Genomic DNA, 14,979 nt, shown 5'->3' with positions numbered 1-14,979 from the left:
GCAACCGATCAGGGCTTGGTCCCGGTCACCAGCGCGTGCTCGAACGGCAGCTCCACCGAGCGCACGTCCACACAGCCCACCGACTTGAGCCACGCCGACGCCTCCGCCTGCGGCCAGGCCATCCCCCGCCCGGTGGCGAGAATGTTGAGGTACAACGAAAGCCGCGCGGAGAGCGGGCCGCCGGTCTCGTCGTCCGCGGCCGCGAAGCCGTAGATCGAGATCTTCCCGCCGGAAGGCAGCACCTCGTAGGCCTTCGCCAGCAGCATGACGCACTGCTCGGCCGTGAAGGTGTCGAGCACGTGGCTGAACAGAGCGTGGTCGGTGCCGCTGGGGAAAGCGTCGGTCAGCAGGTCGGCCGGGTGCAGGATGAGCCTGTCGGTGACCTCGGCAGGCACGCGCTGCGAGGCCAGCTCCACGCTGCTGGGCAGGTCGAGCAGCGTGGCCTTGAGGCCGGGGTTGGCCTTCAGCAGGGCCGCCGCCGTGGTGCCGTCGCCGCCACCGACGTCGAGCAGGTGCCGCGACGACTTGACGTCGATGTGCTCCAGCAGGCCCGGCATCGTCTGCAGCGAGAACGCCGACATCGCCGTGTAGAAGATCCGCGCCTTCTCCGGGTCGTTGCCGAGCCGCGCGTACAGCGTGTCCCCGGGGCCGTCGAGGGCGTCGAGGGCCTCGTTGGTGCCGGCGCGCAGCGCGGAGGTCATCCGTGCGAACGCCGGGTAGTAGATGGTCTTCCAGCTGAGCAGGATGTGCTGCCAGCTCTCCGGTCCGGTCGTGGCGAGCAGTTCGGTCGCGACCGGGTGGTTCACATAGTCGACGCCCCGCTTCTCGATCAGGCCCGACGTGGTCAGCGCGAGCATCAGGACGCGCACCTTGTGCGGCTCCAGGCCGGTGAACTCACCGAGCGCCGCGGCGTCGGCACCGCCGCGCTCTTCCAGGAAGTCGAAGATGTCTAACTCGATACCGGACACCACCGCGTTGAACAGGGCGGGACCGTTGGCGATCAGCTGGAAGCGGCGGTGAACCTCGGTGGAGTCGAGCGATTCCTGCATCGGCGGTTTTCCTTTCCGGCCGGCGGAGACTTCCGCAGACGTTGAGAACGACACCGGCCCGCCTCAGAACGAGCCGGACGCCGGCCCGGCGTTGGCGTCGAAAGAGCTGCCGGAGTAATCGGGATGGAGTACGGAGATGGCATAGGTGGCGGGCGCGGCGATCATCGCCGCGACACCGACGACGAGGGCGGCGGTGACCAGTGATTTCGAAGCGTTCTCACGCGTTCGAGCCACGATCAGCACGACGAGGGCGGCCACCCCGAGTACGAGCGTGCCCCATTTCGCCCAGGGCAGGAAGTTCGGGTAATGGGACCACAGCCAGGCGCCCCAAGCCAGCTCCGCCGCGATGGCGATCGGCAGGATCCAGCCCTGCCTGCCGCTGTTGTGGTACGCCCGCCAGAAAGTGACGATGCCGAGCGCGGAAAGCGCGGCGATCGCCGGAGCGAGAGAGGCCACGTACGCGGTGTGCGCGACAGCGCTCGCGCTGAAGACGAAGAGGAAGGTCACCAGCCAGACGCCCCACATCACCAGCCCGCCGCGCACCGGATCGGTGCGCTCGGCGCGGCGCCACCACCAGAGCCCGCACAGCAGGGACAGCAGGGCGAGCGGGAACAGCCAGGCGATCGCGACGCCGAGGTGACCGTCGAGCAGTTTGGTCGCCCCCATCGGATCCGCCCGAGTCTCCATTTTGGACTCGTCCGGCTGCGGGCCGCCAGGGCCGAGGGGCTGGCCGCCTTCGGCCTTCGGGCCGAAGTCGCCGTTCTGCTCGTCCTGGTGCTTGGTCCCGAAGTTCCCGTTCTCGTCCAGTCCCTGGCCGCCGCCGGGGCCCTGCGGATCGCCGGGGCCACCGCCAGGACCGTCACCCGGACCGCCCTGGGGCCCACCGGGGCCGTCACCCGGACCGCCCTCGGGGCCTCCAGGCCCGCCAGGACCACCGGGGAAGTCGCCAGGTCCGCCGCCGGGACCACCGGGGCCGAGCGACGGCAGGCCACCGCGGCCGTTGGGGTCCTCGGCGCCGGGCAGGTGGATACCGACCCGGCCGAGACCGTTGTAGCCGAACACCATGGCGAACGCGCTGTTGTTCGTGGTGCCGCTGATATGCGGACGAGAGCTGTCCGGGGTGAAGGTGTAGAGCGCGATCCACGACAGCGACACCGCCAGCGTCACCACACCGGCGAGCGCGAGATGCTTCACCCGGCGGCGCAGTTCCACCGGGGCGCTCAGCAGGTAGCCGATGGCCAGCGCGGGCAGGATCATCCACGCCTGCACCATTTTCGCCTGGAAGCCGATGCCGACCCAGACACCGGCCCAGACGAGCGACCGGAGCCGCGCCTCGAGCACGGCGCGCTGGTAGGCGTCGACCGCCAGCACCAGGCACATGGTGAGCAGGCCGTCCTGCATGCTGTGCCCGAACATGGACGCCAGCACCGGGGTGAGGGTGAAGATGCCGGCGGCGAGCAGGCCGGGCACGACACCCGCCCAGCGGCGAACGACCCGGTACAGCACCAGTACCGAGATCACGCCTTCGATCACCTGCGGCAGCGCCAGCGACCATTCGTGGTAGCCGAAGATCTTGGCCGAGATGGCCTGCGGCGCGAACGATCCGGCGAGTTTGTCGAGCGTGTACGTCGCTCCGGGGTCGACGGTGCCGTAGAAGAACGCCTTCCAGCTCTCGGACATGCTCTTGGCCGTGTCCGAGTACAACGGCGCGAAGTCGACCCTCGGCAGGTTCCAGGCATAGAGCACCAAGGCCACGAAGGCGATGCCCAGCAGCACCGGCCGGGCCCACCGCGGCTGATCGGCGGGTGAGCGCCAGAACGCCCAGCGGCCGCGCACACCTTCAGGGGCGGGGTCCGGTGAGGGTGACGGCAGATGGGTGAGTGTTGCGGACACTCCGGTACCTCGCTTAACCGTTGTTTTCGTCGAGGAGAACGGGCCAGGTGGTTTCGCCGAATCCGCCCCGCGGCGAGTTCTTCCGCGCGTGCTCGTCCAGCCTTGCGAACAGATTCTTGTTCCTGCCGTTGAGCATCGCCAGCTGCGAAGAATAGCACTCGACGGCTTCTCGTTTCCGTTTCCAGGTCTCCGTGGTCGCGGATTCGAATTCGGAAGTGCCGAGCCGGAAACCGGCGGGAAGTTCGATCGTTCCCGGGTTGAACATCGAATAGGGAAGGTCTTCCCAGAGCCGTATCGGGACGTTCTTCGCGCGCGCGGCGGAGAACGCCGCCAACGCGGCGTCACGGGTGGCCAGATTGTCGGGATGGTCGACGACGGCCGCGCACGTGACGATCAGCGTCGGCTCGAACTCCGAGACGGTCGCCTCGATGTCGTCCCTGATCTCGGCGACCAGACCGTCGTCGCCCGGCGAATCCTGGGCCACCGCGAGCTTTTGCCCGCCCTCCACGTGATCGGTGAGCCACCGGCCGTCCGGCAGCCTCCGGTAGATCGAGTCGAGGAACCGGCCGTGCCGGTACGCCAGGCCGAGATGGGTGAGCGCGGCGATGTCCTCGTTCCGACGATGGAGCGGCGCGTCGTCCTCCGGGGAAAGACCCCAGACCGCGTGCATTCGTTCCGCCGCCGCGGAATAGGGAGGCGGAGCAGTTCCCGCGAAGACCGTGTAGACGAGCACCTCCGCGCCGTCCAGCGCCGCCTGGGCGAGGCTCGCGCCGAGGGAAAGGACCGCGTCGTCCAAATGCGGGGAGATCGCCAGCAGCCGGCGTGGAATCATGGTGCTGATTTTGGTTACCGCCTTGTCGGGCTTCAACTTGTGAGCCTGGACAGCGCCCGGACTTCGGCGCGCACGAATTCCGCGGCCACCGTCGTCCCGTCGGTGAGGATCGTGCCGGCGACCGCTTTCGCGCGTGCCGTGGTTTCCGGGGTCAGCGCCGTGACGAGCGCGGCGGACAGCGAATCGACCGTCGGGTTCGGTCCGTCGTGCGCCACGCCGATGCCGAGTTCGGCCACCTTGGCGGCGAAGTGCGGGTGGTCCGCGATCTGCGGGACCACGACCTGCGGAACCCCCGCGAGCGCCGCCACATGTGTCGTGCCGGTGCCACCGTGGTGGACCGCGGCGGCCACGCGGCCGAAGAGCGCTTGCAGGTTTTCCTCTCCGACGGCCAGACAGTCGGCGCCGTCGTCCGGCAGCGTCAAACCCGCCCAGCCGTGGGAAAGAACGACACGGCGTCCCTGGGCACGGATCGCCTCGACGGCCACCTTGGCGATGTCGGCGGGAGCGGGCGAGCAGCCGAAGCCGACGTACACCGGTGCCGGACCGGCGGCGAGAAAAGCCTCCAGCTCAGCGGAAAGCGGACGATCGTCGGGGTGGATCCACGCACCGGTCCGGACGCCGTCGGCCGCCGGTGCCAGGAGCGGATCCGCCGCCAGCAAGGGCTTGTCGGTGGTGCTGAAGTCGTACAGGTTCTTCACCGGCGGGAGACCGATCGAAGCGCGGAGCTCGTTGAGCGCGCCGCCGAACATCCCGTCGGCCCCGTTGTTGTACATGCCCCGATGTTCGAGCGACGGCACGAGCGCCGGCGAGGGAACGACGTAGAAGTACGGGATACCCAGCTTCTCCGCCACCGAACGGACACCGATCGCGCCCGACAGCAGGCCGGTCGCCACCACCGCGTCACAGCCCTCGGCGGCCGCCGGGATCTTGTCGAACTGCTCCGCGATCCCCGCGATCGCGGCTTCGGGCGATTCGGGCGGCCCACCCAGCTTGCCCGCCTCTTCGAGCACGGGCTTGCCGACGACGACGTGCGGCACGCCCACCTCGGCCAGCCGCCCGGTGTAGTCGGGAGGCGCGCACATCCGCACCTCGTCACCCTGCTCGCGCAACCGCAGTGCCAGTGCCACCAGCGGTTCGACCTCGCCGCGGGTTCCGTACGACCAAAACAACACGCGCATTTCGTATCCCCTGGTGTACTTCAGCGCCGGACCGCGGCGATGCCGACCGTGGCGTAATTGATGGTGAACGACCCGCCGATTTCGTCGATGGCCGAGCCGAGGTACGCCAGGAACCGGGCGCGCGCGTCCTCCGCGAGGTGGTTGAGCCCGCCCTGTGTCGGGATCTGGTCCAGCCACTCGTCACGGGTGCAGACACGCGACCACTCGAAGCGCAGTTCCTCCGGCTGGCTGAACGCGCCGGTCCGGAGGATGCCTTCGGCCGCCTTCACGTACTGCTTGGCGTAGACCTGCTGGACGTACTCTTCGACGTCTTCGTCCTTTTTGGACGGCGGCTCGAACTTCACGTCCGGCATGGCGTGCCGGTACGCCTCCCCCTGCGCCGTCATGACGGCCTCCGGCAGCTCGAAACCGTTGTCGAACAACGCGATCAGGCCATGCGGCGCGAGCACGTCCGCCACCTTGGCCGCGCCCGCGAACGGGTCCACCCAGTGCCAGGCGGTTCCCGAGGTGACCGCGTCGAAGGTGCGGCCTGCCGGATCCCAATCCTCGAACTTGGCCACCTCGACGTCGAGACCACGCCTGCGGGCGACCTCCGCCATCCGCGCGTCCGGCTCGACGCCGAGCACCGTGCACCCCGCCGCCTGGAACGGGCGGGACGAAAGGCCGGTGCCGCAGCCGACGTCCACGAAGTTCTTGCCGGGGCTCATCGAGACGATCCGGTCGACCAGTGCTTCGGGGTAGGTGGGCCGGGCGCGGTCGTACCGTTCGGCGTCGGCGCCGAACCACTGCGCCATCTGCCGGTTCTCGTGCGGTGCTGCAGCCAGATCGGACATTTTCCTCACCCTGGTCGGTTGATGGTCAGACGGAAACGCGGCCGACGGCGGCACGCAGACGCTCGGCGGCCACGGTCGTCCCGTCGCCGCGGAGCGTGCCCGCGACGGCTTTCGCGCGGGCCCGGGTCTCCGGGGACAGCGCCGTCGCGAGCGCGGCGGACAAGGAATCGAAAGTGGGGGCCGGGCCGAACTCCTCGAACGCCACGCCGATACCCAGCGCGTCCACCTGCTCGGCGAAGTACGGCTGGTCGGTGATCTGGGGCAGCACGACCTGCGGGATACCGGCCCGCGCGGCGACCGTCGTCGTGCCCCCGCCGGCGTGGTGGACGACCGCGGCGACGCGGCCGAACAGCGCCTGCAGGTTCACCTCTCCGACGGCGAAGCAGTCGGCCCCGTCGTCGGGCAGGGCCATGTCCGCCCAGCCCCGCGAGAGGACCACCCGGTGCCCCTGCGCGCGGATCGCCTCGACGGCCAGCTTCACCGTGTCCGCGATTTCGGGCGTGCTGCCGAAACCGACGTACACCGGCGGCGGCCCGGCGGCGAGGAACGCCTCCAGGTCGGCGGGAAGCGGCCGCTCGTCGGGCAGGATCCACGCGCCGGTCTGCACGGCGCCGAGCTCGGGCCGGGGCGGGGCGAGCACCGGGTCCGCCGCCATCCAGGGCTGCTCGGTGAAGCCGTACTGGACGAGGTTCTCCACCGGCGGCAGGCCGAGCGCCGCGCGGCGGCCGTTGAGCGCGTCGGAGTACCGCCGGGAGAAGACCTCGTTGTAGAAGTCCCACAGCGCCCGGTTGTCGTCCATGGCCTCCTCGGGCGGGCGGCCGTCGCCCCGCGACAGGGGCGGCGGATAGTACGGCGACGGCAGGTAAATCGGGCAGTACGCGGCGTAGAAGTACGGAATGCCCAGGCTTTCGGCCACCGACCGCACGCCGATGGCGGCAGAGAGGACGCCGGTCGCCAGCACCACGTCACAGCCCTCGGCGGCCGCCGGGACCGCGTCGAACTGCTCGGCGAGCTCGTCGGCGGGGCGCCGGGGCTCCGGCCCTTCCGTCATCCCCCGCATCATGGCGTGCAACGACTGCCCGACGGGGACGAACGGGACGGCGAACTCGGCCAGCCGTTCCGCGGTGTCCGGCGGCGCGCACACCCGCACCTCGGTGCCGAGTTCCCGCAACCGCACCGCCAGCGCGACCACCGGTTCGACGTCTCCGCGGAGACCGGTCGTCGACAACAACACACGCATCTCGTACCCCTGGCTTCAGACGGAAACGCGGTCGACCGCGTCGAGGAGGAATTTCGCGGCCACGGCGGCCCCGTCGGTGCGGACCGTGCCCGCCACGGCCGTCGCCCGCTCCCGGGTTTCCGGGGCGAGTGCCGTTTCGAGCGCGGCCGACAGGGACTCGAAGGTCGGTGTCGGGCCCTCGTGCGCCACTCCGATGCCGAGTTCGGCCACCCGGCCGGCAAAGTACGGCTGATCCGCGATCTGCGGGACCACGACCTGCGGAACACCCGCCCGCGTCGCCGTGGTCGTCGTGCCCGCGCCGCCGTGATGGACGGCGGCGGCCACCCGGCCGAACAGGAGCTGTTGGTTGCCCTCCCCCGCGGCGAAGCAGTCGCTCCGGTCGTCGATCAGCGCGAGATCGGCCCAGCCACGGGAGATGATCACGCGGCGGCCGTGGGCCCGCACCGCCTCGATGGCGACCTTGGCGGCCTCGTCGGGGGCGCGCATGCTGCCGAAACCGACGTACACCGGCGGCGGGCCGGCGGCGAGGAACGCCTCCAGTTCCGGGGAAAGCGGCCGCTGGTCGGGCAGTGTCCAAGCGCCGGTCTGGACGACGTCGAGATCCGTCGGCTGGAGCGGGGCGAGGGCCGCGTCGGCGGCCAGCAGCGGGTGATCGGTGAAGCCGTACCCGAAGACGTCCTCGACGGGCGGGAGACCGATCGCGGCCCGCTGGCTGTTGAGCGGCTCGCCGAAGCGGTTGAGCGCGCTCCGGCTGTTGCGCTCCCACAGCGCCCGGTTGTCGGTGCCTTCCGGCGCGGGAGGCTCGCCGAGCGGGGGCGGCGGCGCGTAATGCGGCGACGGGATGAAGCGTGGGCAGTAAAAGCCGTAGTAATAAGGGATTCCGAGTTTCTCCGCCACGGACCGGACGGCGACCGCGGTGGCCAGCATCCCGGTCGTCACCACGACGTCGCAGCCCTCGGCGGCCGCCGGGACCTCGGCGAACTGGACGGCCATCGCCTCGGCCGAAAGCCGCGGCCCGTCCTCGGGGGACGGCGGCTTCGCCCCCTTGATCGCGGTGCGGGTCGAACCTCCGACCGGTACCAGCGGGACACCGACCTCGGCCAGCCGTTCGGAGGAGTCCGGTGGCGCGGCCATCCGCACCTCGGCGCCCGCCTCCCGCAGCCGTACAGCCAACGCCACCAGCGGCTCGACGTCCCCTCGGCTTCCGGACGTCGCCAGCAACACGCGCTTCACGTAATTCCCCGTTCTTTCAGTTCAGGCGGGAACCGACGGCTTTTCCCGGCTGACCGCGTCGCGCAGCAGATCCACGGCCACCGCGGTCCCGTCGGCGGGGATCGTGCCGGCGACCTCGATCGCCTTGGCCCGCGTCTCGGGGGCCAAGGCCGTGGTGAGCGCGGCGGACATGGCCTCGAACGTCGGGGCGGGCCCTTCGAGGGCGACCCCGATTCCCAGTTCGGCGACCCGGTCGGAGTAGTACTGCTGGCCGACGATCGACCGCACGATGATCTGCGGCGAACCCGCGCGGGTGGCGATATGGGTCGTGCCCGTGCCGTCGTGGTGGATGGAGACGGCGACCCTCCGGAACAGCTCTTGGAGGTTCACCTCGTCGACGGCGAAGCAGTCGTCCTCGTCCTCTGGCAGGTCCAACCCGGCCCAGCCACGCGAAAGGATCACGCGGTGCCCCTTCGCGCGGATCGCCTCGATGGCCACCTTCGCCGCGTCGGCGGTGCCGGACGAGCTGCCGAAACCGACGTACACCGGCGGCGGACCGGCGGCGAGGAACGCCTCCAGGTCGGCGGGAAGCGGCCGTTCGTCGGGCAGGATCCAGGCGCCGGTCTGCACGGCCTCGTGCCGCGGCTCCAGCGGCGCGAGGATCGGATCCGCGGCCAGCAGAGGCTTTTCGGTGGAGCAATAGTCGAAGAGGTTCTTCACCGGCGCCAGGCCGATCTCGGCCCGCTTGGCGTTGAGCGCGTCACCGAACAGGCCGTCGGCACCCTGGTTGTACATCTCGCGCTGCGGCGCGTCGAGGTGGCTCGGCAGGTGGATCGGGCACAAAGCGACATAGTAGTAGGGAATTCCGAGCTTCTCGGCCACCGATCGCACCGCGACGGCGCCGGACAGCAGACCGGTCGCGACCACGACGTCGCAGCCTTCGGCGACGGCGGGCATCTGGTCGAACTGGTCGGCGATCCCGGCGGCGGCGAGCTCGGGATCCCGGCCCTCGCCGTCGTTCATCCCGCGGTCCGGCCGGGCGACCGGCACCAGCGGCACGTCGATCTCGGCCAGCCGCTCCGCGCTGTCCGGTGGCGCGCACACCCGCACCTCGGCGCCGGATTCCTTCAACCGTGCGGCCAAGGCCACCAACGGCTCGACATCCCCGCGTGAGCCACACGCCCACAACAACACGCGCATTTCGCTTCCCCTCTACCAGGTGACCGGCAATTGATCCGGGCAGTCGATGAACGCGTTCCGGAGCTTGACCTCGTCGTTGGACACCGCCAGGCGCAGCCCGGGGAATCGCTGCCACAGGGACTGATAAGCCATGCGCAGCACCGACCTCGCAATCGCGGCGCCGATGCAGTAATGGATGCCGTGCCCGAAACCGACGTCCGAAACCGGCGGGCGCCGCGCGTCGAGGACGTTCGGGTTCGGCGTCAGCGCTTCGTCCCGGTTCGCCATCAGGATCGAGCAAAGGACGTAATCCCCCGCCTTGATCAGCTGTCCGCCGACGACGACGTCCCTGAGCGCCATCCGCGGATTCGGCTGCTGCACGGGCGAGAGATAACGCAGCAATTCGTTGACGACGCGATCCGCTTCTTCCTTGCCCTCGAAGAGCATCTGCTTCTGGTCCGGGTGGTCCAGGAGCGCGAGCACACCGAAGCCCAGCATTCCCGCGACGGTCTCGACACCGCCGAGCAGCAGCGCCGTGCACAGGCCCTTCAGCTCGTCGTCGGTGACGTTGTCGCCGTGCTCGCGGACGAGCATGCCGAGGAAACCGTCGTCGGGAACCTTGCGCTGGCGGGTGATGAGACCGAGCAGGTACTGGTTGAACGCCGCGCTGTCGGCGGCCCTCGCCTTGAATCCGCGGCTGAGATCGACGTTGCGCCGGATACGGCGGATGAACTCGTTGCGGTCGTCGCGCGGGATGCCGAGCAGTTCACAAAGGACACCGCCGCCCACCGGGTCGGCGAAAAGTCCTTGTACGTCAGCGGGCGGGCCTTCGGCCTCGACCTCGTCGAGACGTTCGTCGATGAGTTCCTGGATCGCGGGTTCCAGCCGCCGGATCCGCCGGACGGTGAACTCCGGCGTCAGCATCCGCCGCAGCCGCGTGTGCTCTGGCGGGTCGTAGGTCGAGATCTGGCCGACGAACTGCGGCGCCATGGGCACGTCTTCGCCGTTCGTCGTCCGCTCGGCTTCCGCCTCGGTGAGCCGGGGCCGCGTCGTGAAGTTCTCGTGGTCGCCGAGGATCTTGCGCACGACGTCGTACCCGAGCGCCTGCCAGACGTAGCCCTTGCCGAGCTGCGTGGACGCGTCGCCGAGAATGCGGACCAGCGGGCCCTTCTCCCGCAACGTGAACATGTCCTCGTGCGGATCGCAGTGCGTCCTCATCATGTAGTTGGCCGTCGGCTCCACGGCCGGCGCGACCTCGTCGATTGCGTGCTCCATACCGATGGAAGCTCCTTCAGTGACCTGCGGTCCGGCCGTCTGCCGCGCCGCAATCTTCATCCGCGATCGGGCGGGACGTCCAGCGCCGCCATGGACGACTCGGGCGCGGGGTGGGTCCGGTGGGTCGTGAGTGGCGATTCGGGTTCTAACCCGAATCGCCACTCACGACCCGCTGTACCGACGCCTAACCGCCACCCTCACTCACCACTCGACCATCAGGCTCGTGAGCCCGTAAGCCGGCGTGGTGAGGCGGAACATGGTGTCCTTCTCGGGATCCGCGAGCCTCAGGTCCGGAAAACGCTGCCACAGCAACGTGAAGACCGTCCGCAGTTCGAGCCGCGCCAGCGAAGCGCCGAGACAGTGGTGGATCCCGTGCCCGAACGCCACATGCGGCGCGGGCTCCCGCGTGAGATCGAGCCGGTCCGGATCCGGTACCAGCGCGGGATCACGGTTCGCCATGGGGAGCGAGCAGAGCACGGTCTCGCCCTCCTTGATGACCTCGTCCCCGATGACGACGTCCTCCATGGCGGTGCGGGGTGTCGGGGCGTACGGCACGGTGAGGTACCGGATCAGCTCGTCGACCGCCCGATCCGCCGCCTGGCCGTCGCCCCGGATCGCGGCGAGTTGTTCGGGATGCCGCAGGAGAGCCAGCACACCGAGGCCGATCATGCCGGAAATGTTGTCGTCACCGGCCAGCATCACCTGAACGCAGAATCCCCGCAGTTCCTCGTCGGTGGCCTCATCGCCGTGTTCGGCGACGACCGCGCCGATCAGCCCTTCGCCGGGCTCCTCGCGGTTCCTGGCGATCATCGCCAGCAGGTAGCGGGAGAACGCCTCTCCGGCGGCCGCCCGCCTCCGCTGGCTCAGCGACGCATCAAGATGTCCGTGGCACAGCTTGAGGAACATGGCGCGGTCGTCACGGGGAACCCCGATCAGTTCGCACAGCACGGCTCCCGGCACTTCGTCGGCGACGAGCTCGATCACGTCGGCGGGGGATCCCTCGTCCTCCATGGCATCGAGCCGTTCCGTCACGATCTGCTCGATGTACGGCTCCATGCGCCGCATCTTGCGCAGGGTGAATCCCGGGGTCAGCTTCTGCCGCATCCGGGTGTGCTCGGGCGGGTCGTAATCCATCAGGTTGCCGACGAGCTCCTGCGGCCGGAAGATGCCCTGCCCGCCGACCTCGTCCTGCTCGTGCCAGCGGCGCCGGGTGCTGAATCGCTTGTGGTCACCCAAAACCTGGCGGACGACGGAGTGTCCCGCGGCCATCCAGATGGTTTCGGCGTCCGCCCCGGTGCCCACCGTGACCTTCGACAGCGGCCCGGCGGCGCGCAGCTCGTCCGCCGGATCGAGGTCCTGCCTGCGGATGTGCAGCGGACGCGTGTCCTCACCACTCAACGGGGAGCTCCTCGATGTTGAACGGGGCGGGTTTGCCCGCCACGAACCGCAGTTCCTCCTCCGGGACCGCCAGCCGCAGCGCCGGGAAACGGCGCGCCAGGATCGGCAGCGCCACCCGCAGTTCGAGCCTCGCCAGCGGGGCCCCGACGCAGTGGTGGATGCCGTGCCCGAAGGCGAGATGCCCCGGGCTGTTCTCCCGGGTGATGTCGAACTTGTCCCCGAGTGCTCGGTTGACCGCCAGCATCGAACAGGTCAGCACGTCACCGGCGTGGATCTCGTAGCCGGCGATGTTCAGGTCGACGAGCGCCGTCCGCGGCGAAGGGGCCTCGACGATCGTCGGAAAGCGCAGGACTTCCTCGGTCGCGCTGTCCACCAGTTCCGGGCGCTCGCGCAGCAAGGACAGCTGCGCCGGGTTCGTCGCGAACAGGAGCACCGCCATCGCCAGCTGGGCGGCCATCTGCTCGACGGCCACGATCAGGATCGCCTCGGCGAGCCCCGAAAGTTCCTCGTCGCTGACCTTGTCGCCGTGCTCGCGCACGATGAAGCCGATCAGCTCGTCGCCGGGATCGCGGCGTTCGCGGGCGGCGAGCTTTTCGCAGTAGTTGACGACGCCGAGGCTCGACTGGGCCCGCTGCTTGGGGATCCGGCTCTCCCGGCTGTCCCGGATCATCCGCGACAGATCGGCCTGGTCGTCGCGCGGGACTCCGAGGAACTCGCAGGCGATCAGCGCAGGGATGGGCCAGCCCGCGTACCGGACGAAGTCGATCGGCGAACCCATGCTCTCCAGATCGTCGAGGCCCTCTTCGATGACTTCCTCGACCCGCGGCCGCAACCGCTCGATCCGCCGGACGCTGAACGCCCCGGCCACCGTCCCGCGCAGGCGGGTGTGATCGGGCGGGTCGTAGGCCTGCAGGATCCCCGGCAGGTGGGCGCGGTCCGCCTCGTCGTCGACCGGCCGCATCGAGCTGAACCGCGTGGCGTCGGCGAGGATCTCGCGCACCTCGTCGTACCCGGTGACCAACCATTGCCTGCGGCCGTTCAGCCCCGTCTCCGTGTCGTACCTGTGCAGCGGGCCTTCCTGGTGCAACGCCCAGAGCTCCGGCGCCGGATCGAGCCGGATCCGCTGATGCGGCAAGGGAACTACCATGATTCTCCTCAGGCTTTCTGGCGTTACCAGTCGAGCGGCAGGGCTTCCACGTCGAACGGTGGCGGTCCGAACTTGAGTTTGCGATCGGGCTCGGCGAGCCTCAGCTTGGGGAAACGCCGTGCCAGCGCGGGAATCGCCTCCCGGAACACCATCTCCGCCAGCGGCCTGCCGAGGCAGTGGTGGATCCCGTGCCCGAACGAGACATGCGGCGACTTCTCCCGGGTGATGTCGAATTCGTCCTCCGGCGCGGGGAACTTCGCCCGGTTCGCCCCGAGCAGGGAACACGTGACGGTGTCACCGGCCTTGACCAGACGGCCGCCGATCGTCACATCCTCCTTCGCGATACGCGGGTGGAGTTTCTCGTCGGTGGTCAGATACCGGTTCAGCTCCTCCAGCCAGTCCGGGATCGTGTCCGGCTGGTCCCGCAGGATGTCGAACTGCTCCGGGAAATCGACCATCAGCAACGCGCCCGCCGCGAGGAACCGGGCGACCTGGTCGCCGCCGGCGCCCATGATGAACGCGGCCACTCCGGCCAGCTCCGCGTCGGTGATCTCGTCGCCGTGTTCGCGCACCACGACGCCGAACAGGTCGTCACCGGGATCGCGGCGCACGCGGGCGACGGCCTTGTTCATGTACTGCATGTACTTGTTGCCCGCCGCGTTGCGCCGTTTGTCCGTCCGCTCGGTCCGGCTGGCGTGCAGGGTGCGGGACAGATCCGCCTGGTCGTCCCGCGGGATGCCGAGGAAGTCGCAGGTCGCCGTGGTGGCGATCGCCCACCCGAAATGCGGGACGAAATCCACCGGGCCGCCTATGTCCTCGATGGTGTCCAAGGCGTCTTCGACGATCTGCGCGACCTCGGGCCGGAAGTCCTTCATCCGCCGCATGGTGAACGGCGGGGTGACCAACCGGCGCAGCCGCGTGTGGTCCGGCGGGTCGTAGTGGGTGAGGAAACCGGGCCAGGCGATGCCTGCCGCGGTGCCCCCGTAGATCAGGCGCGCGCTGAACTTGTCCGAGCTGAGGACCTGGCGGACCTCGTCGTAGCCGGTGGCGAGCCAGGCCGTCCGCCGTTCGCCGTCTTCCTCGGTGCCCAGGGCGGAGATGGGGCCTTCGGCCATCAGGGAAAGGAGTTCGGCCCCCGGGTCGAAGCGGTTCCTCCGGTGGATTTCCAAACCCTTGACGACGTTGAGCTCCTCGAACACGGCAGTTCCTTTCGCCTCGACCGGCCGTCGCGCGCGGGAATGATGTTCTCGGCTTGGGCGGACGAGCGTCGAGTTCGTCCAACCGTCCGGATCTGGGCGTGCTTCTCGTTCCGGGCCCTCGCCGCTCGCGCCGGAGCGCGTGTCGCGAAAGCCACTTTCGGGACGTCAGATGTCTCGAAAGTGGCTTTCGCGACACGGTCGCCGTCGGGAGCGGGCTCCGGCGGGTCGTGAGTGGCGATTCGGGTTCTAACCCGAATCGCCACTCACGAGCACAAGCGGGCGCCGAGCTCGTCCAACCGCCCGGATTGAGCGGCTGGACACCCTCGCTCAGCCGTTGACTTCGGCGATCAGGCTCTTCGGCCGCAGGTCGGTCCAGTTCTCCTCGACGTAGGCGAGGCATTCCTGGCGCGAGGCCTCGCCGTGGACGCGGGTCCAGCCCGCGGGCACCTCGGCGAACGTCGGCCAGAGCGAGTGCTGGCCCTCGTCGTTCACCAGCACGAAAAAGGAACCGTCTTCGTTGTCAAAGGGGTTGCTCATGATCGCT

At 69.5% G+C, this 14,979-nt stretch carries 13 protein-coding genes; all 13 read right to left on the bottom strand.

The genetic code is table 11. The features are described 5' to 3' along the window. Window positions 1-8 precede the first annotated feature (8 nt). Window positions 9-1,049 carry a methyltransferase gene (locus tag ACZ1DY_RS08075; protein ID WP_465484034.1) on the bottom strand — a complete coding sequence of 347 codons (1,041 nt, stop codon included), beginning with the start codon at window positions 1,047-1,049 and terminating at the stop codon, window positions 9-11. A 63-nt stretch (window positions 1,050-1,112) separates the two neighbouring features. Then, entirely contained in the window at window positions 1,113-2,942 is a 1,830-nt protein-coding gene (locus ACZ1DY_RS08070; protein WP_465484033.1) for an ArnT family glycosyltransferase, read from the bottom strand. Window positions 2,943-2,955: 13 nt separating this feature from the next. Further along, complete coding sequence (locus ACZ1DY_RS08065; RefSeq protein WP_465484032.1) at window positions 2,956-3,774, bottom strand: PIG-L deacetylase family protein; 819 nt, start codon at window positions 3,772-3,774, stop codon at window positions 2,956-2,958. Between the two features lie 32 nt (window positions 3,775-3,806). Next, window positions 3,807-4,952 carry a glycosyltransferase gene (locus ACZ1DY_RS08060; RefSeq protein ID WP_465484031.1) on the bottom strand — a complete coding sequence of 382 codons (1,146 nt, stop codon included), beginning with the start codon at window positions 4,950-4,952 and terminating at the stop codon, window positions 3,807-3,809. A gap of 20 nt (window positions 4,953-4,972) precedes the next feature. Beyond that, window positions 4,973-5,746, bottom strand: coding sequence for a class I SAM-dependent methyltransferase (locus tag ACZ1DY_RS08055; protein WP_465485627.1), 774 nt, complete (start codon window positions 5,744-5,746; stop codon window positions 4,973-4,975). A gap of 64 nt (window positions 5,747-5,810) precedes the next feature. After that, complete coding sequence (locus ACZ1DY_RS08050; protein ID WP_465484030.1) at window positions 5,811-7,025, bottom strand: glycosyltransferase; 1,215 nt, start codon at window positions 7,023-7,025, stop codon at window positions 5,811-5,813. Window positions 7,026-7,040: 15 nt separating this feature from the next. After that, window positions 7,041-8,258 carry a glycosyltransferase gene (locus tag ACZ1DY_RS08045; RefSeq protein ID WP_465484029.1) on the bottom strand — a complete coding sequence of 406 codons (1,218 nt, stop codon included), beginning with the start codon at window positions 8,256-8,258 and terminating at the stop codon, window positions 7,041-7,043. A gap of 21 nt (window positions 8,259-8,279) precedes the next feature. Continuing rightward, a complete protein-coding gene (locus ACZ1DY_RS08040; RefSeq protein ID WP_257488762.1) occupies window positions 8,280-9,437 on the bottom strand; it encodes a glycosyltransferase in 1,158 nt (385 codons plus the stop codon). 12 nt (window positions 9,438-9,449) lie between these two features. Beyond that, entirely contained in the window at window positions 9,450-10,691 is a 1,242-nt protein-coding gene (locus ACZ1DY_RS08035) for a cytochrome P450 (RefSeq protein ID WP_257488763.1), read from the bottom strand. Window positions 10,692-10,892: 201 nt separating this feature from the next. Continuing rightward, entirely contained in the window at window positions 10,893-12,089 is a 1,197-nt protein-coding gene (locus ACZ1DY_RS08030; protein WP_465484028.1) for a cytochrome P450, read from the bottom strand. Continuing rightward, complete coding sequence (locus ACZ1DY_RS08025; protein WP_465484027.1) at window positions 12,079-13,236, bottom strand: cytochrome P450; 1,158 nt, start codon at window positions 13,234-13,236, stop codon at window positions 12,079-12,081. The genes ACZ1DY_RS08030 and ACZ1DY_RS08025 overlap by 11 nt, the downstream gene beginning before the upstream one ends. A gap of 23 nt (window positions 13,237-13,259) precedes the next feature. Then, window positions 13,260-14,435: a cytochrome P450 gene (locus ACZ1DY_RS08020; protein WP_465484026.1), complete on the bottom strand. Its 1,176-nt coding sequence runs from the start codon at window positions 14,433-14,435 to the stop codon at window positions 13,260-13,262. Window positions 14,436-14,762: 327 nt separating this feature from the next. Continuing rightward, on the bottom strand, window positions 14,763-14,972 hold the full coding sequence (locus ACZ1DY_RS08015; RefSeq protein WP_126733878.1) for an MbtH family protein: 210 nt from the start codon (window positions 14,970-14,972) through the stop codon (window positions 14,763-14,765). Window positions 14,973-14,979: the final 7 nt, after the last annotated feature.

The sequence above is a fragment of the Amycolatopsis sp. PSD-21 genome (assembly GCF_055561455.1).
Note: the sequence above shows the minus strand (reverse complement) of the source record. Positions and strands in the feature narration are given on the sequence as shown.